The sequence below is a fragment of the Vibrio sp. ZF57 genome, from assembly GCF_001691235.1.
GTDB classification, from domain to species: Bacteria; Pseudomonadota; Gammaproteobacteria; order Enterobacterales; family Vibrionaceae; genus Vibrio; species Vibrio crassostreae_C.
Genome location: NZ_MAKD01000019.1, coordinates 111,377 through 130,490 on the forward strand (window position 1 = coordinate 111,377; position 19,114 = coordinate 130,490).

Sequence of the window (19,114 nt, forward strand, 5' to 3'; positions counted from 1 at the left end):
GGTTTCGTTTATAAACAAGCTGCTTACAAACCGATTGTCACAAGCTAATTGATTAGTAAAAATTAAATTAACAACCCTACAAAATAGAAAGCGTCAGAACGTTTTCGGAGAGAGCGATGAAAGAACAGACCGTATTAAAACAAGTCGCAGAAATGGCAAACATTGCCGACAGTTACGTTAGTGCGTGGGGCGATGAAGCACAAGTATCAGACGAGACGATCACGTCTCTATTGGCTTCGTTGGGCTACGATACAAGCAGCGATGATGCACTGCTTAAGTCAGCAGAAAGAAAACACAAAAAAGATGTACTAGACCCAGTTCTTGTCTTGCGTGACGGTGAGCCAGTAGAAGTGGCGCTTAATCTAGGTGTAAGTGCTCGTGAAAGTGAGTTCAGCTGGCGCTTAGAAACCGAGCAAGGAGAGGTACTTGAAGGCTATCTTCAATCTCAAGTCATTCGTGACGAGCGTGCCGAGGGTGGCCCTTTAGTGTTTGCATTGCCAAGTGATTTGGCATGGGGTTATCACAAGCTCATTGTGAGCCGTAAGCGCCGTAAGAAGCCTTACGAGATGACACTGATTATTACGCCAAAAGCGTGTTTCAAGCAGTCACCAATCGAGCAAGGCAAAAAGCTTTGGGGACCCAGTGTTCAACTTTATACCCTAAGAACTCAGCATAACTGGGGTATTGGTGATTTCGGAGACCTAAAACAGCTTGTTGCGGATATCGCTTCTCGTGGTGGTGACTTCGTTGGTCTAAACCCAATTCACTCATTGTTCCCTGCGAACCCTGAAGGTGCGAGCCCATATAGCCCATCTTCTCGTCGCTGGTTGAACATCTTATACATTGATGTGAGTTCAGTTCCTGAATTTGCACTAAGTGCAGAAGCACAACAAACAGTCGGCAGCGCAGAGTTCCAACAGCGTCTACAAAAAGCGCGTGAAGCACACTGGGTAAACTACACCGAAGTGTCTGAGCTTAAGATGAGCATCTTGCCTCTGCTATTCGCAGAATTTAAGACTCGTCATCTAGACAAAAACAGCGACCGTGCACAAGCGTTCTTAGCCTTCGTAGAAGAGGGTGGCGATAGCCTGATGCATCAAGCGGCGTTTGATGCTCTACATGGTGAACTGCATGCAGAAGATTCTGGCATGTGGGGATGGCCGGTATTCCCTGAGAAGTACCGTACATTCGACAGCCCAGCGACACAGAAATACATCAAAGAGAACTTAGAAAACGTTCATCTGTACATGTACCTGCAATGGCTAGCAGATTGCCAGATCAACGATGCACAGTCTCTTGCAGAAGAGAAGGGCATGGCTGTTGGCCTGTACCGTGACTTAGCGGTAGGTGTTGCAGATTCAGGCAGCGAGACTTGGGCTGACGAAGGCAACCTAGTGATGGATGCGAGCATTGGTGCTCCACCTGATATTCTTGGTCCTTTGGGTCAGAACTGGGGTCTACCTCCGTTAAACCCAGAAGTGCTTCAAGAAACAAGCTACGACGCTTACATCAAGCTACTTCGTGCGAACATGAAGCACTGTGGTGCACTGCGTATCGACCACGTTTTAGGTCTACTGCGCTTGTGGTGGATTCCAAAGGGTGAGAACGCAACTAAGGGCGCGTACATCTACTACCCAGTACAAGATATGCTGTCTATTCTGGCGCTTGAATCTCACCGTTACCAATGTAGCGTTATCGGTGAAGATTTAGGAACGGTACCGGATGAGATTGTCGACATCCTTGCAGATGCTGGCGTGCACTCTTACAAAGTGTTCTTCTTCGAAACATCAGAAGATGACGGTGGTTTCATCTCACCAAAACACTACGCATCACAATCGATGGCGGCACTGTGTACTCACGATATGCCAACGCTTCGTGGCTTCTGGCACTGTGATGACCTGAAAATGGGCCAAGAGATTGGCTTATACCCAGATGCAGAACAATTAGAAACCTTGTTCGATGACCGCCTAGAGTGCAAGCAAGGTATCTTAGATTCAGTAGCATGGCATGGTTTCCTACCAGAAGGTGTGGGCCGCGATGCGAGCCAAGTACCGATGGACTCTTACCTTGCTGAGGCACTTCAACTGCACGTAGCGGCTGGTGGTTCAACACTACTGAGCGTTCAGCTAGAAGATTGGCTAGAGATGGACAAGCCAGTAAACATTCCTGGCACGGTTGATGAATACCCTAACTGGCGTCGTAAACTATCAATGAACTTGGACGAAATATTTGCTCACGAAGGCGTTAATCGTATCGCTTCTAAGCTGACTGACGTTCGAGAAAAAGCCGGTAAGTAATGACGTGAGTGACTTGAAATTAGGTGGTTTTTTGCTTACGCCGTACGAAACTACAACCTCGGTCACTCAATAATGAATGCTCATCTGGTATAATAAACCGTCGTTATATTGCCCGCACTAATAGCGGGCATTTTTGTATTATGTTTTTTGGATGTTTGGTTAGGGAGAAACGTTTTGGAACTAAGTTCGATTTCAAAGCAAAAACAAATATATACCCAACTATCACAGGCTTGTTTCACAGACCCATTCGCGTTTTTAGGGCCATACCTACCTTCTGAGCAAGGTGCATTACGTGTGTGGATTCCTGGGGCAGATAAAGTCGAGTTGATTGTTGGAAAGGAACCTCGTATTGAGTTAGCGCGAGAGGGTGAAAGTGGTTTCATTCTTAAGCAAGAGAGAGACTTACGTTTTACTCACTATAAGCTTGCGGTTGATTGGGCTGGCGTAGAACAGATCATCGATGATCCTTACCAGTACCACGATCTGTACGCGAGTTATGAAGATCTTCATACACCGAAAGATATGTATCATCACATGGGGGCTCAGTTTATTACGCTAGAGCGTGATGGACAGACGATTTCAGGTACGCGTTTCTTGGTGTACGCACCGCATGCAACTGCGGTAAGCTTGGTGGGTAACTTCAACGCTTGGGATGGTCGCCGCCACCCAATGCAACGCCTAGATTACGGTATGTGGGGCTTATTCATTCCTGAACTGGAAGAAGGCGCTCAATACAAGTTTGAATTAAAAGGACCAAATGGCGAAGGCTTACCACACAAATCTGACCCATGGGGTTTCTACTCTGAGCAATACCCATCGTTCTCATCTGTAACTTACGATCACGCTCGTTACCAGTGGCAAGATACTCAATGGCAAAATCGCCCGGTAACGCAAAAGCGCAAAGAAGCGCTTTCGTTCTATGAATTGCATGCAGGTTCTTGGAAGCGTAACGCTGAAGGTGAATTCTTAAATTATCGCGAGCTTGCGGCAGAGCTGATCCCATATCTAACGGATCTTGGCTACACGCACGTTGAACTAATGCCAGTTTCAGAACATCCATTCTACGGTTCTTGGGGCTATCAGCCTGTAGGTCTATTTGCACCGACTAGCCGTTTTGGCTCTCCAGATGATTTCAAATACTTCGTCGATCAATGTCACCAAGCGGGTCTTGGCGTTGTTCTGGACTGGGTTCCTGCTCACTTCCCAAGTGATGATCACGGCCTAGCAAACTTCGATGGTACGCCATTATTCCATGATCCAGATCCACGTCGTGGTTGGCATCAAGATTGGAACTCGTACATTTACGATTTAGGCAAAGAGCATGTTCGTCGTTTCTTAGTTTCTAATGCACTGTACTGGTTCGAGCAATTCCACATTGATGGCATCCGTGTTGATGCGGTTGCTTCGATGTTGTACCTCGACTATTCGCGTAGCCATGACCAATGGATCCCGAATGCGGATGGCGGCAACGAAAACTACGACGCTATCGCAACCCTTAAGTGGATGAACGAAGAAGTGTATAAACACTTTCCGAATGCGATGACGATTGCTGAAGAATCAACGGCTTTCCCTGGTGTTTCAGCACCGACTTTTATGGGCGGCTTAGGCTTTGGCTTTAAGTGGAACATGGGTTGGATGCACGACAGCTTGTCTTACATTCAAGAAGACCCAATCAACCGTAAATATCACCACGATACGATTACCTTCCCACTGGTTTACGCACACAGTGAGAATTATGTATTGTCTCTGTCTCACGATGAGGTGGTTTACGGTAAAGGTTCTATCCACAACAAGATGCCTGGTGATGAATGGCAGCAAACGGCAAACCTACGTGCTTATATGGGTTACATGTATGCGCAACCAGGTAAGAAGCTGAACTTCATGGGTGCAGAATTTGGTCAGACGGCTGAATGGAACCATGACGACCAGCTGCAATGGTTTTTGCTGGATTACGAGCGTCATCAAGGTGTTCAGCGTTTAACGAAAGACCTGAACAATCTGTACCGCTCTGAAGCTGCAATGCACGATCTTGATTTTGATCCGAAAGGCTTTGAATGGCGTCTACAGGACTCTGCTGAAGCGAGCATTCTTGCGCACGAGCGCATCAGTGAATCTGGTGAGCGAGTATTGATAGTGTCTAACTTTACGCCAGTGCCTCACGAGCATTTCCGCTTAGGTGTTCCTGCAAAAGGTGAATACGCATTGTTGTTGAATACAGACTCTGTCGACTATGCAGGCAGCGGTTTTGAAGTGAAGCAGACTGCTGAGATTGAATCTGTAGAGAGCGAAGGGCTAGACACATCGATTGAGCTGCGTTTGCCGCCGTTATCGACCGTTTTTTACAAGCTAAATTAGGTCTATAAGTTTCGCTGCTCACTTTTCTGAAAGTCTAAAAAAGGGAACCCTACCCTAGGGTTCCCTTTTTCTATTTCAGTAAGCTGGTTAGCGTTACTTGAAGTTGGTGAGATAGAACATTGAGCGTCCGACTACCATTTCAAGGATTCGAACTGAGTCGTTGCCTAAACTGTCCAACATCTTTTCACGAAATTCGCCGTTCGAGCTGAGGTTAAATTGCTCAGGGTTCTTTATTTGCGAAGCATGGAAAAACATCAATTTAATCACGTATCGAAACTGCTCATTATCTAGAGCGGCTTGCCAAGATTGGATAAAAAGCGCTTCCGATGAAAAGTCTAGACCGTCTATAACGATCGATAGCATGTGTTCGTGAAGTACTGAACGAATAGCGCGGGTCGACGGATAATAGCCCTGAAGCGTCGTTAAACTAATGCCAATCTCTTGAGCAATCCTTGCATAAGTTAGTGCTTCATGTCCTTCAGCCAGAAAAAGGTTTAGTACGATCTCATCGTAGTTTTTTTGATTTTCTAGTTTTTGTACTTGAGTAATTCGAGCCATTACAAATCTCTACTGATTGTAACATTCTGTAAACGAGTATATTAAGAGCCTATGAATTAAATCTCAAACTCCAAGGGTAAATAACTGGTCAATTTATCGTTAAATATAGTCAGTATTGTGTCATTGGTTCAATTATCAATTAGATTTTGGCATAAACAAAAACACCGCCCTATTGAGCGGTGTGTTATTTAAAGTCTTTGTTTATCAATGCTAATTCAGATGACTAGAACGGATACCAAAATAACTGCGGCTCTAGAATGCGTTTCGCAATGGCTAACACCACGATAAAAGCGATGACACCTAAACAAACAAAGTCGATACGTTTCAAAGGTGCATAGCTATACCAAGTGCGAGCTTTGTGTCGGCCAAAACCTCGTAACGTCATTGCGTTAGAGATCTCGTCTGCTCGGTCCAAGCTAGAGAAAATGAGCGGGCCTAGAACCTTAGCCACATTTTTGATTCGAGTAATTAGAGGCGCTTTCTTTGAGAGCTCTACACCACGAGCCTGTTGAGCATGCATGATATTGATGAAGTCTTTCTTAACTTCTGGCAAGTAACGCAGTGTTAAGCTGACCGCATAGGCGATCTTGTAAGGAACACCGATACGGTTGAGGCTAGCTGCAAACTCAGTCGGATGCGTTGTGAAGACAAAAATCAACGCTATCGGGAACATGCTCATGTATTTGAGCGTCACAGTAACCAAGTAAAACAGAGTCTCTTGGCTCAACGAGTAGTTACCCGGCAATGTCAGCAATAAGGTTTTGCTGCCGATGAGCTCAGTACCTTGCTGTGGAGCCAGCAGATACATGAACAAAGCATTTAGGCTCAATACACTCGCCGTACCCAATAACAGAGGCTTATATACGCGTACAGGCACATTGGTCAGCTTTAGCAGGTATAAACCAGTCACAATAAGCAGTGCAATCAATCTTAGGTCGAACGTAGTTAAGACCACGGTTACCCAAGCTAAGAAGAGCGCAAATTTGGTGATGCCGTTAAGTGCATGAAGCGGTGATTTTGTATCAATGTAATTGATGCCGAATTTTACTTTTGATACGTTCATTGAGCGCTTCTCTCGTAGTCGATGAAGTACTGCATGAATGCGTTGGTGTCGTCGATTTTCATCATAGTCGCGAGTTCATAAATGCTGGTGGTACAAAGATTTGCGCGTTCTAACAGCGATGGCTGACTGAATACTTCCGTCATCGCGGCATTGGCAATCAGCTTGCTGTCAGCAATGACAATTGAGCGTGTGGTGTACTCTAGAACAAGGTGCATGTCGTGTGAAATGATCACGACGGTGATACCTAACTCGCGGTTAAGCTTTTGGATAAACGCCAGCATTGAGGTGTAGTTGCGGTAATCTTGACCCGCTGTTGGTTCATCCAAGATCAGAAGCTCTGGCTCCAATACTAAGATCGAAGCGATCGTTACGCGTTTTTTCTGACCGTAGCTTAGCGCTTCGATTGGCCAGTGGCGGAACTTGCTCAAGCCACACAGCTCAAGAACGTTTTCCACCTTCTCTTTGATTTCCTGCTCTGCAACCCCACGATTACGCAGACCGAATGCAACTTCATCAAAAATCATATGATGAGAGATCATATGATTTGGGTTCTGCATCACGACACCGACTTTCTGGCTTCTTTCAAAGATAGAAAGCTCAGATAGGTCTTCACCATTTAGATAGGAAGAGCCTGAATCGGCATCGATCACACCCATGATGAGTTTAGTGATGGTAGATTTGCCTGAACCGTTTTTGCCTAAGATTGAAACGAACTCACCCTTACCAATCTTAAAGCTGACATCTTCGAGAGCGTTCTTTTCACCATCGTAAGAGTAAGTCAGGCCGTGGACCTCAAGCAAAGGTTGGTACTGCTTCTCGGCAACTGGAGTCGGGCGCTCTGCAAACCAAGCCTGAACCGCAGGGCGGAATCTTTTGTAATCGAGAGCTTTGAGGTTTGATAGCTTATCTTCACTGGTCAAAGGTGCTTTCGCTGCCTTCAGAGCAGATAAATAAAGTGGTTCACGAATACCGTGTGTTTCAAGCAGTTCAGAAGCTAAGATTTCATCGGGTGTCATGTCCGCGACAATTTCACCGCGCTCCATCAAGATCACTCGATCGATATCGCGATGTAGTACATCTTCAAGGCGATGCTCGATGATGACTATAGTCTTGTTGGTTTCTTTATGAAGTTGGTCGATGATTTCGATAGTCGCTTTACCCGTTTTCGGGTCAAGGCTAGCCAAAGGTTCATCAAACAACAGGATGTCAACGTCATCAACTAAGATGCCCGCTAATGACACGCGTTGTTTCTGGCCGCCGGATAAATCATGTGGCGAGCGATCAAGCATATCTGCTAAGTCGACCATTTTTGCTGTCGACTTAACCAGAGGGTACATATCAATGTTCGACACTAACTGATTTTCCAGTGCGAATGCGATGTCTTCGCCAATACTCAAACCGACAAATTGGCTATCAGTATCTTGTAATACTGTGCCAACCTGCTCGGTATAGTCGTGCATAGAAAAATCAGAAATGTTCTTACCGTTGATCTCTAGAGAGCCAGTCACCTCACCTTTGATAGCATGAGGAATCAGACCGTTAAGGCATTGACCTAGGGTAGATTTACCACTACCACTTGGTCCAATAATGACGATTTTCTCTCCTTTCTCTATCCTTAGATTGATATTTTTTAGCGTCGGTTTATCCAGCGACTCATATCTAAAAGAGAAGTTCGAAAATGCTATAGTCATTATCGCTTATGCCTCAGTCAGGTTGCGGCTTTGTTTGTTGCGTTTAGCGACTGATTTTAGGATCAGTAAGCCCACAACAGCGATCAGAACGGTGTTACCCGCTGCGATGATAGACAGCTGAGTGAAGACTTTAGTAAACGGTTCTGCATAAAGGATGGTATCTAGGAATGCAGAGCAGCCGTAACCAACCACATTACCGGCAAGGGCAAGTACCACAAACAGCGCGAAGTCCTTCATAGGCAGTTCACCTTGTTGAAGGCGGTTCTTAGTCATCATTGGGAATAAGCCGATAACCATACCTACGATACCTGAGCCTAAAACCCAAGTTAACCACACGCCCCAGCCTGCGAATAGATCCGTAACCCAGTGACCGATAAAGCCAACTAAGAAGCCAACAATTGGGCCGAACAAAACAGAAAACAGTGCTAGAACTGCCATCGCTGGTTTCAATGTCGTGTTCGCAAACACTGGGACACCAAACATAGGTAAACCACCAATGCCGTACAGTGCCGCGCCAATGGCAATAACGACCACTGTTTTAGCTGAAAAGTTCATAGATAACCTCGAATACTGAAAGATAAAGCTTAATAAAGAACGAATATTCGCCATTATTAATATGCGTCTCAATGAGAACGTTTTTTGGGCAAATATAAAAAATAAGGCGCGCATTATACAGTAGAACCCTTCCATAAGGGAAGGTAAGTGTCTAGATGTCTAAAATTCCATCTGAACACCTAAATATCGTGTAAAAAGCGCAATTTTACGGTTAATCAAGCAACAAAAAAGCCAGAGCGGGTCTGGCTTTTTCATTCGTCTTAACAATGTGTTAAGCGGGTTCGTCACATATCTACGCCCGTTTAGTGGTCTAGGTATAGATAGTTTTGCCAACTCTTCATGCGAATAAGGACCTTACGCATGATAGACACGTGAGTGAAGCTGTCAGAATAAACGGCAACTTCAACCGCGGTACCCATAGGTAAATGGTAGTCAGACAGATCATCAGTGATGCTCAATTTAACAAACACACGACCACTGGTACGCAACGCATCAGTACCTAGAAGCGCGCCTCTAGCTTGGAATTGGCTCTCACCAATAGCTGGAATCACTTCATCAATACGTCCTTTGAATATCTTCCCTGGCAATGCTCTAAACAAGAACTCAGCTTCGTAACCCGGTTGCAGGCGTTGTAAGGAGTTTTGTCTGAACGCAGCGGTATAGAATTGTTCTTCTGTGTGAACAAACGTCATTACCGGAGCTAAAGGAAGCGGCACTGCCATAACGCCTGGGCGCAATGCTAGCTGCGTAACGTATCCGTCAGTGGGAGCTCGAACCACGGTTTGCTCTAAATCAAACTGAGCTTTACGCAATTCAGCCAGTAAGCTTAAAACGGCTGTATTCTCGCCACCAATTTCAGAGTCTAAGGCGATTTTTGCCTGTTCTAGATTAGCATCTGCCACTTTCACGGCGGCTTCTGATGCCTTGTAAGCTTGTCTGCGAGTATCTAATTGTTGCTCAGTGAAGGCTCCGCTGTCATAACCGCGCTTGTAACGAGAGAATTCACGTTGGGCTTTATCTCTCTCTGCGATGGCTTTGATTTTTGCAGCCTCAGCTTCAGCCACTTCAGATTCCATTCCAAGCGCACCTTGGCTTGCTTCCTTTACTTTAGCTTCTAATCTTGCAACTTCAGCTTCGAATGGAACTGGGTCGATTTTGAAAAGAATATCCCCTTCCTTCAGAGGTTTGTTTGCCTCTACTGGCACTTCGATAACTTTACCCCTAACGCCTGAAACGACTGGCGTTGTTGAGTAAACTTGATTACCAATTTGCGTGAAAGGGTGGTTGTAGTTCATCAGTAGGATCAAAGTACCTATGATGACGACACCACCAAGAACGGCGGTAGGCACGGTCCATTTATTGAGCGGGATATTAAATACTTTGAAGATGGTGATACAAAGTGCCGCGTAGGTCATTATCAGCAGTAAATCCATTACTTAGCCTCCTGATCTTGAACGTTGTTGGTCTCTTTCTCTGAACTGTTTTGCCCAGCACCAGCTTGCTTGAGCTGGGCGATTTCTTCCTGAAGGGTACTCACTTGCTCGATGAGAATATCGACGCGATGATGAATATCGTGTTGCTCTTCTTCTAATTTAGCGAAGCCCCAACCACGATCTTTACGCCACAGCGTTGCCCAGATCCAAAGGAATGGCCAAATAGCGTGTAAGGTGAATAGGCTAACCCAGCCTGAGACATGAATAGCATCTTGATGAGGGTGGTTGCGTTCTTTAGCTATTTCATAGGGAATATCGTGAATAACGATGATGCCGTAAAAGATAACCAATGCTACGAAAATCAGTAGACCGAGTGCAAAGTAGTCTAAAAACATAACAGATCCTTGTAATGTTAGATATTAGTTATAAATATACTACGCTATCATCTAAGCAATTGTTATAAAAATGATTTACCGAGTTGAAAATAATGTGTTGTCGCTTCTAATGCGAATAAAAGCATTGATGAATCTTATAAATTCTCATCGCGTTTGAAGAGGCTATTTCGACTTTCTGGTTGGTATTTAAGCTGAAATGATGACAGTTAAGATTCTGAATGACGGGCATAACCACAAGGGACAAATACGGATGTATATAGGTGAATTGGCGGCCATTGGCGCTGCAATTGTGTGGGCATGTGCGACATGGATCTATGGGCAATTTGGACATCGCTTCTCTGCGATGCAATTGAACATTGTTAAGGGTGTAGTGGCGTCAGGGATGATGTTGCTGGTGATGCCTCTTATACCGATGCCGGAGTTTGAACTGAGTACCAACCATTTTCTGATATTGGCAATTTCAGGTGTGATTGGCATTGCGATTGGAGATAGCGCCTATTTTGCAGCGTTGAAAAGAATCGGTGCTAATAAGACGTTGTTACTGGAGTCTTTAGCCCCGCCTCTCTCTGGTGTGTTGGCATTAATATTCCTTGGCGCTGTATTGACAGTGCAAAGCTGGCTCGGTGTCGTGATTACAACATTGGCGGTGACCTTCGTTGTCTTCCAACCATCAAAATCGGTGAGCGGTAAATCGAATGACCAAGAGCAGTGGGGTGGCATTGGTTATGGGCTTGTGGCGAGTGTCTGTCAGGCATCTGGTGTGGTTATCTCTCACTACGCGCTAGTGGCGGGTGATATTCCACCATTGTTAGGTGCGCTGATTCGCCTGACGATTGGCGTGTTTGCTGTGATGCTGATTATCCCTTTTGTTGAAAAGAAGCCGTATTCATCGATAAAAAGAGACCTATGGGAAATGACTAGGTTCGATAAACTGTGGTTATTAGGGGCAATCTTTGTCGGAACGTTTCTCGCTTTATGGCTTCAACAAGTGGCGTTGAAAAATGCTAACCCTGCGATTGCACAAACGTTGATAGCGACCAGCCCGGTCTTTATTCTGGTGATCTATGCGCTGAAAGGGGAGAAAGTGTCAAAACAAAGTATCATCGGGACGCTTGCCGCCCTTGCTGGTATTTCTCTGTTCTTTTTTCAATAAGCTGTTGGCCTTAGCTACAGAGTGACATGCCATTACTCTGTACACACTTGATTACGGCCGTTGGCTTTAGCTCGGTATAGCGCTTTATCGGCACGGTAGAAGGTACGTTGAGTATTCTCTCCGTCACGATGTAAAGTGATACCGATACTCACGGTCAAACCGCGCTCCCCAAGTATCTCATGCCAACCGAATTGGAAGATGCGCTCTCGATAATTTTCAGAGTGCATTTCTGCTTTAGGGAGATCAGTGTTCTCTAGAATGACGAGGAACTCTTCTCCACCAAACCTGACACACGATGCGCCTCTAAACTTAAAGTATGAACGCAGCTCTTGAGACACACTAACAATCGCTTTATCACCCACTAAGTGACTCAGTTCATCATTGATAGACTTGAAGTGGTCAATATCAATAACCATCAGGGCGAAAGAGGTATCGTGCAGCAGCATGTCTTTCAATTTCACATCTAACCAGCGACGGTTGTGTAACCCTGTCAATGGATCGGTGAATACGTCTTGTTGAAGCTGAGCCACCGCATTCTTGTGTTGTTCAGTCGTCTCTTTCAACTCTTTGTTCTCTTGTTCAGAGAGAATGAGTTTGAGTTGTAATTCAAAACGGGACAGGCGGCGTAGCTGGCTTGCACCGAGTTCACTGATCGGGATCTGCTTCATCAGATCGGTTTCAATTCGGTAGCCTTTTTTCTCATAGCTTAGCGCTTCTTGAAAACGCCCTTGATTCATACACACATCACTCAGCGAATCGTAGAATCGTTTTGCAAGTACTGGCGACGAGTAGGCTTTCACGCGTTTGTCTGTGCTCGACAAAATCATGCTCGCGTAGTCTTGCTTGCCGGTTGCACTTAGGCAATGTGCGAGCTCTAGACGAGTCATGGTTGCAAGCCAGCTTGCTTGAGTGCTGTTGGCTGGGTATTGAACCTTAGACAGACAGCGTAGCGCTTCATGGTGTTTTTTCTTAGCGCGCAGCACCTTTGCTTGGTAAAGCAGTATTTGAGCTGTGAGCAACTTGTCACTGACCAAAATACTCAGTTCTTCGCACTCATTCAGTAAATCGCTGGCTGCTGTAATGCGATTGAGTAGAAGTAGGCTTGCTACCATATGCAGCTTGAATTTGAGGCGAAGTGAGCGACTGCTTATCGCATGGTCTATGCTGCTGATTTTTTGGTAGTAACGAAGTGCTCTGTTGTGATCGCCATAGGAATCACACAGGTTGCCCATGCCTAAAATAGCTAATACATACTCATCGATATGACCGTGTTCAACCGCGATAGTCGATGAACTGACGAATTCATTGAGTGCTGAGGTGTAATCACCAGTTTCAACTAAGCGGTCACTTAAACTGGTTTTGACTGTCAGAATATCTTCGATATCGGCAGGAAGGTGGAGCAGATCGAGTGCTCGTCTCAACTCTTCGATACTGGTTTGATTTTGTTGTAACTCGGCACGGTATTCAGAGCTAATGATATAGCAGTGCGCTTGCTCTGTTTGCGTTGTCGAAACGTGCTGACGAATGTGGTTCCAGAAGATGATCGCTTCTTCACCTGATACTGATGAAGGGTCTAAACCGGCGTCTGTGATCTTGCTTAATAGAGTTTCCATTATTCTATTACCTCAGCATCGTCTTCTTCTAATTGTTCAAGCGTGAACGGGAACGTCAAAATATCATTGAGGCTGACGGTCGGTTTCGAACCCTTTAGTCCTTTTCTATGCCATGGATAGATATCAAGCATGGTGCTGAGAGTTTGGAAGGTTTGCTCTGCGGCTTCGCCTTTTTCGGAAAGCATAAGGGCCACACGTTCAGAACTTAGCCTTGCGATGAAGTCATTCTGGTTACATAAAGCATGAGCAATCTCGGTACAGACATCTAAGTAATCAGTATCGACATGATGGAACATAATGATGCTGTGGTTTGAACGTTTAAGCTCTGTCTTGAACAGCACCAACTTTTCCCACCAAAAGGTTTCAGAGACAACGTAAGAGAGGTGCTTTTCAGGATCGTACTCGTGCTGACCGCGAATACGATTAATCAGTTTTCGTGCTCTCTGTTCAAGTTGGCGTTTTGAACTGCGTGCTTTGTCCAAACCGACACGTGTCGTTTGCTCTTTGAGCATGCCGATAGAATATTGACGGTACTTTTTAAAGGCGACGAGCGCGGCTTGGAAGTCTTGGTTTTCTTCCGCCACCAAGGATTGTTGGTAACAGATTTGGCTCAGCAACTCGCCATTATCGAACTCGTTTGCGGATTGTTCTGCGAGCCTCAGTAATTCCGCCGCTTGTTCTGGTCTTTTTCTCAGGAGCTCCAATCTAGCTCGGCTGATGTATGAGTGCGCCTTCATCCAAACTAGGTTGTGTTTAACTGCCAGATTGTGCGCTTTGGCCGTGGCGCGCTCCGCGTCATCTAAGCGTTCAAGACCAAGTAGGGCAAGGCCTCGAAAGTCCCATACCTCTGCATGCCAAGTGTTATCTTTATGGTCTTTTAATGCTTCTTCTGCACCGTCCAATACCGACAGCATTTCAACATAGTTGTTGAGCAGGTAGTAATCCCACGCAAGCAGTATTCTGGCTTTACCCTCTAACCAACCAATGCGGCTGTTGTTAGCAACTTTAACGGCAAGCTGGTGGGTAGAACGTGCAAGTTTATATTCGTGGGTCATCCGCCAAATATTGCCAAGGCCAATGAGGCATTCAATTTGAATTTCGACTTCATCAACCAACGCGGACTGCTCTAAAGCATTGATCCAGAACTGTTGGGCGGAATAGTACTTGGCTTGTCCCCAGAACTGGAGCGCGTGTAAATGGAGGATTTCGGGCAGAAAAAGATCGGTATCTAATCGGCTTTGGCGCTTGTAGGCTTCCTTGATGTATTTTAAACCTTTTTGGTAATCCATCAGGTTCCAGCTACATCTTGCCATTAACATTAATGACTGGATGGCACCCTCTTCAAACAGAACTTGCTCTGATCGGACTAGGCACTGTTGGGCAATCTCTAGGATCACCGATGGCTCAGAGTCGACTCGAGTTTTGAGTTTTTCTAATTCTGTTTCAAGAAGGTACTGATTTTTGTCCAAGACTTACATCCATGATTATCGAACATATTGATAACACAATCATTATAAGAGTGTAATTTGAGATAAGCACCAATTATCTTTCGTAGAGCGTCAAAGGAACATCGATCTTTTCTAATTATGGGTGTTACCTCATGTTGTCGCTTTAAAATCAATGAGTTCCCGAATAATTACCTAGAGGCTTTGTTGCTATGAAAGTAGTTGCTTTAGAGTTAATGGCAGCTCCGCTACGCCTAAGCGTTGTGCTGCCGTGAGCCCTTGCTTATCTTGGTAGCACAGATTGTGCCAAGCTCTAAATATGTCGAGCAATGGAAGAATGCCCCCAGGACGAAGCTTACGTCTGGGCTCATTAATAAAGCTATCAAATAACAACTGAAAGCGCTGTTGATAGAACTTAGTTTGTTGAATTGAGGCTGTGTTAAACCACTGTTTTGGTTCTGGATTGTTACCGGTTAGGTAGCAGATACCTTTCTGGTTATCACCCTGATTGGCAATAGCCCAGCGATCTCGCCACCAACTCATGTGAACGATGTCGATCTTTTCAAAACTTTGGTCGTCTTGCCAGCCTGAATCTTCTTCGACATACATGAGGTCAATATTTTGACTCTGAATGCGCGGCAAACATACACTTAAAGCGGCAGATCTTAGTAATGGATCTTGTGGCATATAGATGGCGACATGCTTGTCTTCGTTACACATATCCAACACATGTAAGAAGTGAGCATAAGAGGTATAAGGCGGTCGAATGAGAGCGCCTTTTGAAGGGTAACTAAATGTGGTGAGGTTACCCATAGGGTCCTCAACGTTACCTCTCGCAAGAATCACTTGGTACTGCTGTTCAATGCGCTCTTTTAGTTTGTCAGAGGGCTGAGGCAGTTCGAGATTTGCTTCTGAAGAGTGCTCTTTGGATACAAATCGTGCCACATCATCATAAGGGTTATGGTCGACGTTTCCTGATGGTTCTTCATTTTGAGAGTAGTTAACGTGTTGGCAAAGTATATAGCCAGAATGCGCCTCGCCCGTCGCTATCCACACCACACCGTTGTTACTTTGTGGTTGCAGACGCTGGTAGTGAGATGCGAACTCGTAATCTTTCGCATGGTTAACCCATCGTGCATCGATCATCGCTAATTTACGACGACAACGGCTCGCGATATGGTCAACATGATCATAGAAAGTCTTTGGGTTGATCTCTAATTTTCGGCAGATTTCACGTACGGAATAGCCCATGAACAGTAAGCCCATGAGGTTCTCTTGAAATTGGAGTTTTTTATTGGATCCAGACCATTTATCAACGAAGGTTGTTTGGCAGTCTTTGCATCGATAACGCTGCCTGTCGCCACTGTAGCCGAAGGCATGATAAAGATGTTTATGGGTATGAACCGATAAGCCGAAGTTATCGCAATCATCATTACGACAAGCAGGGAGCCCGTCGCTGTGAAGTTGTCTTAAGCGATGAAGTTCGCTTAACACTTCACGATTGTTAAGTAAGGGGGGGAAAGCTCCACATTCACGACAAACCATCGCTGGACGCTTAGGGTTCGCGTGTTGCAAAACATACCGTTTTGCATCGCTCAAGCCAAAGTTGTCACACGCCAATGTTTTACAAAAGTTGAGTTGCAAACCATCCGCATCTTTTGGCAGCTTGTCGTTAGACACGATCTCCCCCTCGGGATTATTTGAGCAGCCAAGCGAGCCTGGCTGCGGGGTAACGCTTTTCAATGTATCTTTTATCAAATCGTTAGATGTTGATTGCTGTCTCTAGAGCAACTTTCATCATGTCGTTGAAAGACTTTTGACGCTCTTCAGAACTTAGTTTTTCACCACGGATGATGTGGTCAGATACTGTTAGGATAGTTAGTGCTTTAGCACCAAGGTCTGCAGCAACGCCGTAGATACCAGCCGCTTCCATATCAACACCTAGGATGCCTAGCTTTTCCATTTTTTCGAAAAGGTCAGCTTCTGGAGTGTAGAAAAGGTCTGCAGAGAATACGTTACCAACTTTAACTGGAACTTCTTGTGCACGAGCTTGGTTTACTGCTTCTTCTAGAAGACCGAAATCAGCTATAGCAGCGAAGTCGTGGTTGTTGAAACGAATGCGGTTTACTTTTGAGTCAGTAGATGCACCCATGCCGATAACAACGTCCATTAGTTTAACGTCGTCACGTACCGCGCCACAGCTACCTACACGAATAACGTTTTTCACGCCGAACTCAGCGATTAGCTCGTGTACGTAGATGCAGCATGATGGGATACCCATACCGTGGCCCATTACAGAAACTTTCTTACCTTTGTAAGTGCCTGTGTAGCCAAACATGTTGCGAACGTCACAAACTTGCTTCACGTCATCAAGGAATGTTTCTGCAATGTATTTTGCGCGAAGCGGGTCGCCCGGCATAAGTACTGTTTCTGCGAAATCACCAGCTTGAGCATTAATATGAGGTGTAGCCATGGTCGTTCTCCAAAGTTTAAACGGTAATTATAGGAACAGGATTTAATCAATTACCGATTCTGTTGAATTGAATTCGTTTTGTTGAGGCAATATTAGCGAGTTAGAACGTGGATCCATGAGACTTTAGTCACAAAACAGGTCTGCCATTATAGTTTTATTAATATTGATAACTAAATCTGTTGAAAGCGTAAAGGCAATCGATTTTGTATGGGTTAATTGCAAGCGAATGAGAGGAAAAGGCCCACACATAAACTTGTTGTCTATCAGTTTCGAGACAACAATACGTTGTAGAGACGTTTGATCAGAGATAATCTAAACTTTGATAAAAGACAAACCAAGGATTTGTATGTCGCATTGCGCTAACTCGACGCCTTTGCCGTCAATGAAAACACGACTTCACAGGGCGGTGTCGCTTGTTGTAAGAACTACTTTGCTTGCCAGCGGGATAGCTTCATCGTGGGTGTCTGCTGCAACCTTTGAATTGCCACCAACGGAAAGCCGCATTGTGGGCAGAATCCAGCAGCATGAAGTGGCGGCGGGCGAAACCTTGGCCATCATTGCCAAGCAATACGATATTGGTTTTCTCTCTTTAATGGCAGCCAACAAAGGGGTGGATCCTTTTCTTCCCGCGGAAGGCTATGTGTTAAGCATTCCAAGCCGCTTGATTTTGCCTGACACCCCAAGAAAGGGGATTGTCATCAATCTTGCTGAGTTAAGGTTGTATTACTTTGAGCCTGAGAAAAATCAGGTGCATGTTTTCCCTGTCGGCATCGGTCGAGTGGGGCGTGATACTCCCGAGATGATCACCAAGATAAGCCAAAAAAGACCGAATCCAACATGGACGCCACCAAATTCAATCCGCAACGAGTATCTTGAAAAGGGCATTGAATTACCGAGAGTGGTTCCTGCCGGGCCGGAAAATCCATTGGGAGAGTACGCTTTGAGGCTTGCTTATGGCGCTGGCGACTATTTGATCCATGGTACAAACAAAGATTTCGGGATAGGTTTACGAGTTAGCTCTGGTTGTATCCGAATGGAACCTAAAGACATTGAGTGGCTGTTTGAGCAAGTGAACCGTGGTGAACAGGTCACCATTATCAATGAGCCGATTAAGGTGTCATTAGAGCCTGATAGAAGTGTGTTTGTAGAAGCGCACGAGCCATTAACTCGAAGTGATGGTTCAAAGAAATCATTACAGATCCCTGTGGAACTAAAATGGTGGCTTGAAGACGCAGAACTGCCAAATTCAAAGGCGAAAGCGGTTATCTTTGCTCAAAACGGCGTACCTGTAGAGATAGCACCACCTGTGATTGAGTTTTAATTCGATTGCCTCTTCTGCAACAAGGGGCGGTTTTATCTTGTTTACTCGCATTAGTGTCACCCAAAAAAAGCACCACATCCGATAAGAAGTGGTGCTGTCTATATACTGCTTTTTGCGACTTATTTAATCTACAGCTTAATCGCGATTAGATCTCAAACTACTTAGTGTAAGACTCAGCGATGTTGTCGATACGGTCGTTAGCACGGTCCGCTTCTTCTTTCGCTGCCATTGCGGCTGCTTCTGCTTCTTGAGCCTTCATTTCTGCGGCTGCTTTGTCACTCTTAAGTGCTTCAACTTCGCTTGTTAGTTGAGCGACTTGGTTAGTTAGTTGATCCATTTCTGACACTGCAGCTTCTTCTGGCTCTGAAGAACAACCGGCTAAAATGAAAACTGATGCTGCAGCTGCGATTAACGTCTTATTCATAAGAACTCCTTGCTTATTTATCATCAAAAGATGCGCTATACATTCTTTATCATATAGTCGCTTCATTAATGATTGTAGCGACTAATTTTTTAACTGCAAAAACAATAACTAAAGAAATTGCTAAATTTTTGAGTTAATTAGCTAAGTATCACGTTGTGTCTCATTTATGAGATGAAGGATTTAGAGACGACTTGAAGGTGTTTTTGGAGAGCTATCCCTTTGCTAGCAATGCATACGTTGTTCTAGCTAAAGATAGATAAAGGGATAAATTTACTGTGATCTCTATCCTTATAAAGTACTTTCGCGGTATCATGTCACGTTAAATTAATTTTATTCAA

Annotated in this window: 15 protein-coding genes; 4 read left to right on the forward strand and 11 right to left on the reverse strand. The window is 45.0% G+C overall.

Annotation, left to right across the window (positions count from 1 at the left end):
* Nucleotides 1-116 precede the first annotated feature (116 nt).
* Both malQ and glgB read left to right on the forward strand, forming a co-directional pair.
* Nucleotides 117-2,297, forward strand: a complete 2,181-nt coding sequence (gene malQ, locus A6D97_RS02745; RefSeq protein ID WP_017067441.1) for a 4-alpha-glucanotransferase — start codon at nucleotides 117-119, stop codon at nucleotides 2,295-2,297.
* 174 nt (nucleotides 2,298-2,471) lie between these two features.
* Nucleotides 2,472-4,652, forward strand: coding sequence for a 1,4-alpha-glucan branching protein GlgB (gene glgB, locus A6D97_RS02750; RefSeq protein WP_065583790.1), 2,181 nt, complete (start codon nucleotides 2,472-2,474; stop codon nucleotides 4,650-4,652).
* Nucleotides 4,653-4,745: 93 nt separating this feature from the next.
* Here glgB and A6D97_RS02755 read toward each other — a convergent pair whose 3' ends face one another.
* The 6 genes from A6D97_RS02755 to A6D97_RS02780 all read right to left on the reverse strand — a co-directional run bounded on the left by A6D97_RS02755 (nucleotide 4,746) and on the right by A6D97_RS02780 (nucleotide 10,347).
* Nucleotides 4,746-5,210, reverse strand: a complete 465-nt coding sequence (locus tag A6D97_RS02755; protein ID WP_065583791.1) for a hypothetical protein — start codon at nucleotides 5,208-5,210, stop codon at nucleotides 4,746-4,748.
* 223 nt (nucleotides 5,211-5,433) lie between these two features.
* Complete coding sequence (locus A6D97_RS02760) at nucleotides 5,434-6,273, reverse strand: energy-coupling factor transporter transmembrane component T (protein ID WP_017064241.1); 840 nt, start codon at nucleotides 6,271-6,273, stop codon at nucleotides 5,434-5,436.
* Complete coding sequence (locus tag A6D97_RS02765; RefSeq protein ID WP_017064242.1) at nucleotides 6,270-7,964, reverse strand: ABC transporter ATP-binding protein; 1,695 nt, start codon at nucleotides 7,962-7,964, stop codon at nucleotides 6,270-6,272. The genes A6D97_RS02760 and A6D97_RS02765 overlap by 4 nt, the downstream gene beginning before the upstream one ends.
* Before the next feature lie 6 nt (nucleotides 7,965-7,970).
* The gene (locus tag A6D97_RS02770) at nucleotides 7,971-8,519 is read right to left on the reverse strand and encodes an ECF-type riboflavin transporter substrate-binding protein (RefSeq protein ID WP_065583792.1); all 549 of its coding nucleotides are present in this window, start codon (nucleotides 8,517-8,519) and stop codon (nucleotides 7,971-7,973) included.
* A gap of 302 nt (nucleotides 8,520-8,821) precedes the next feature.
* On the reverse strand, nucleotides 8,822-9,952 hold the full coding sequence (locus A6D97_RS02775; RefSeq protein WP_050650987.1) for an HlyD family secretion protein: 1,131 nt from the start codon (nucleotides 9,950-9,952) through the stop codon (nucleotides 8,822-8,824).
* Entirely contained in the window at nucleotides 9,952-10,347 is a 396-nt protein-coding gene (locus tag A6D97_RS02780) for a DUF3302 domain-containing protein (RefSeq protein ID WP_065583793.1), read from the reverse strand. Before A6D97_RS02780 ends, A6D97_RS02775 begins: the two co-directional genes overlap by 1 nt.
* Before the next feature lie 250 nt (nucleotides 10,348-10,597).
* Between A6D97_RS02780 and A6D97_RS02785 the strand changes: the two genes are divergently transcribed.
* The gene (locus A6D97_RS02785) at nucleotides 10,598-11,500 is read left to right on the forward strand and encodes a DMT family transporter (RefSeq protein ID WP_065583794.1); all 903 of its coding nucleotides are present in this window, start codon (nucleotides 10,598-10,600) and stop codon (nucleotides 11,498-11,500) included.
* A 32-nt stretch (nucleotides 11,501-11,532) separates the two neighbouring features.
* On the opposite strand, the gene A6D97_RS02790 is transcribed toward A6D97_RS02785, so the two are convergent.
* The 4 genes from A6D97_RS02790 to deoD all read right to left on the reverse strand — a co-directional run bounded on the left by A6D97_RS02790 (nucleotide 11,533) and on the right by deoD (nucleotide 17,031).
* Nucleotides 11,533-13,113, reverse strand: a complete 1,581-nt coding sequence (locus A6D97_RS02790; RefSeq protein WP_017072413.1) for a GGDEF domain-containing protein — start codon at nucleotides 13,111-13,113, stop codon at nucleotides 11,533-11,535.
* On the reverse strand, nucleotides 13,113-14,582 hold the full coding sequence (locus A6D97_RS02795) for a hypothetical protein (protein WP_065583795.1): 1,470 nt from the start codon (nucleotides 14,580-14,582) through the stop codon (nucleotides 13,113-13,115). The genes A6D97_RS02790 and A6D97_RS02795 overlap by 1 nt, the downstream gene beginning before the upstream one ends.
* A 186-nt stretch (nucleotides 14,583-14,768) precedes the next feature.
* On the reverse strand, nucleotides 14,769-16,238 hold the full coding sequence (locus A6D97_RS02800; RefSeq protein ID WP_017064249.1) for a lactate dehydrogenase: 1,470 nt from the start codon (nucleotides 16,236-16,238) through the stop codon (nucleotides 14,769-14,771).
* 82 nt (nucleotides 16,239-16,320) lie between these two features.
* Complete coding sequence (gene deoD, locus A6D97_RS02805; RefSeq protein WP_017061880.1) at nucleotides 16,321-17,031, reverse strand: purine-nucleoside phosphorylase; 711 nt, start codon at nucleotides 17,029-17,031, stop codon at nucleotides 16,321-16,323.
* Nucleotides 17,032-17,377: 346 nt separating this feature from the next.
* Here deoD and A6D97_RS02810 point away from each other — a divergent pair, with 346 nt between their 5' ends.
* Nucleotides 17,378-18,352 carry a L,D-transpeptidase family protein gene (locus A6D97_RS02810; RefSeq protein WP_029235850.1) on the forward strand — a complete coding sequence of 325 codons (975 nt, stop codon included), beginning with the start codon at nucleotides 17,378-17,380 and terminating at the stop codon, nucleotides 18,350-18,352.
* Nucleotides 18,353-18,509: 157 nt separating this feature from the next.
* Here A6D97_RS02810 and A6D97_RS02815 read toward each other — a convergent pair whose 3' ends face one another.
* Entirely contained in the window at nucleotides 18,510-18,776 is a 267-nt protein-coding gene (locus A6D97_RS02815; protein ID WP_017064250.1) for an Lpp/OprI family alanine-zipper lipoprotein, read from the reverse strand.
* Nucleotides 18,777-19,114 lie beyond the last annotated feature (338 nt).

Excerpts from the sequence above, each read along its gene's own strand:
- malQ (WP_017067441.1), top strand. The coding sequence starts at position 117 with ATGAAAGAACAGACCGTATTAAAACAAGTCGCAGAAATGGCAAACATT.
- A6D97_RS02770 (WP_065583792.1), bottom strand. The coding sequence starts at position 8,519 with ATGAACTTTTCAGCTAAAACAGTGGTCGTTATTGCCATTGGCGCGGCA.
- deoD (WP_017061880.1), bottom strand. The coding sequence starts at position 17,031 with ATGGCTACACCTCATATTAATGCTCAAGCTGGTGATTTCGCAGAAACA.
- A6D97_RS02785 (WP_065583794.1), top strand. The coding sequence starts at position 10,598 with ATGTATATAGGTGAATTGGCGGCCATTGGCGCTGCAATTGTGTGGGCA.
- A6D97_RS02775 (WP_050650987.1), bottom strand. The coding sequence starts at position 9,952 with ATGGATTTACTGCTGATAATGACCTACGCGGCACTTTGTATCACCATC.
- A6D97_RS02755 (WP_065583791.1), bottom strand. The coding sequence starts at position 5,210 with ATGGCTCGAATTACTCAAGTACAAAAACTAGAAAATCAAAAAAACTAC.
- A6D97_RS02780 (WP_065583793.1), bottom strand. The coding sequence starts at position 10,347 with ATGTTTTTAGACTACTTTGCACTCGGTCTACTGATTTTCGTAGCATTG.
- A6D97_RS02790 (WP_017072413.1), bottom strand. The coding sequence starts at position 13,113 with ATGGAAACTCTATTAAGCAAGATCACAGACGCCGGTTTAGACCCTTCA.
- A6D97_RS02760 (WP_017064241.1), bottom strand. The coding sequence starts at position 6,273 with ATGAACGTATCAAAAGTAAAATTCGGCATCAATTACATTGATACAAAA.
- A6D97_RS02815 (WP_017064250.1), bottom strand. The coding sequence starts at position 18,776 with ATGAATAAGACGTTAATCGCAGCTGCAGCATCAGTTTTCATTTTAGCC.
- A6D97_RS02765 (WP_017064242.1), bottom strand. The coding sequence starts at position 7,964 with ATGACTATAGCATTTTCGAACTTCTCTTTTAGATATGAGTCGCTGGAT.
- A6D97_RS02810 (WP_029235850.1), top strand. The coding sequence starts at position 17,378 with ATGTCGCATTGCGCTAACTCGACGCCTTTGCCGTCAATGAAAACACGA.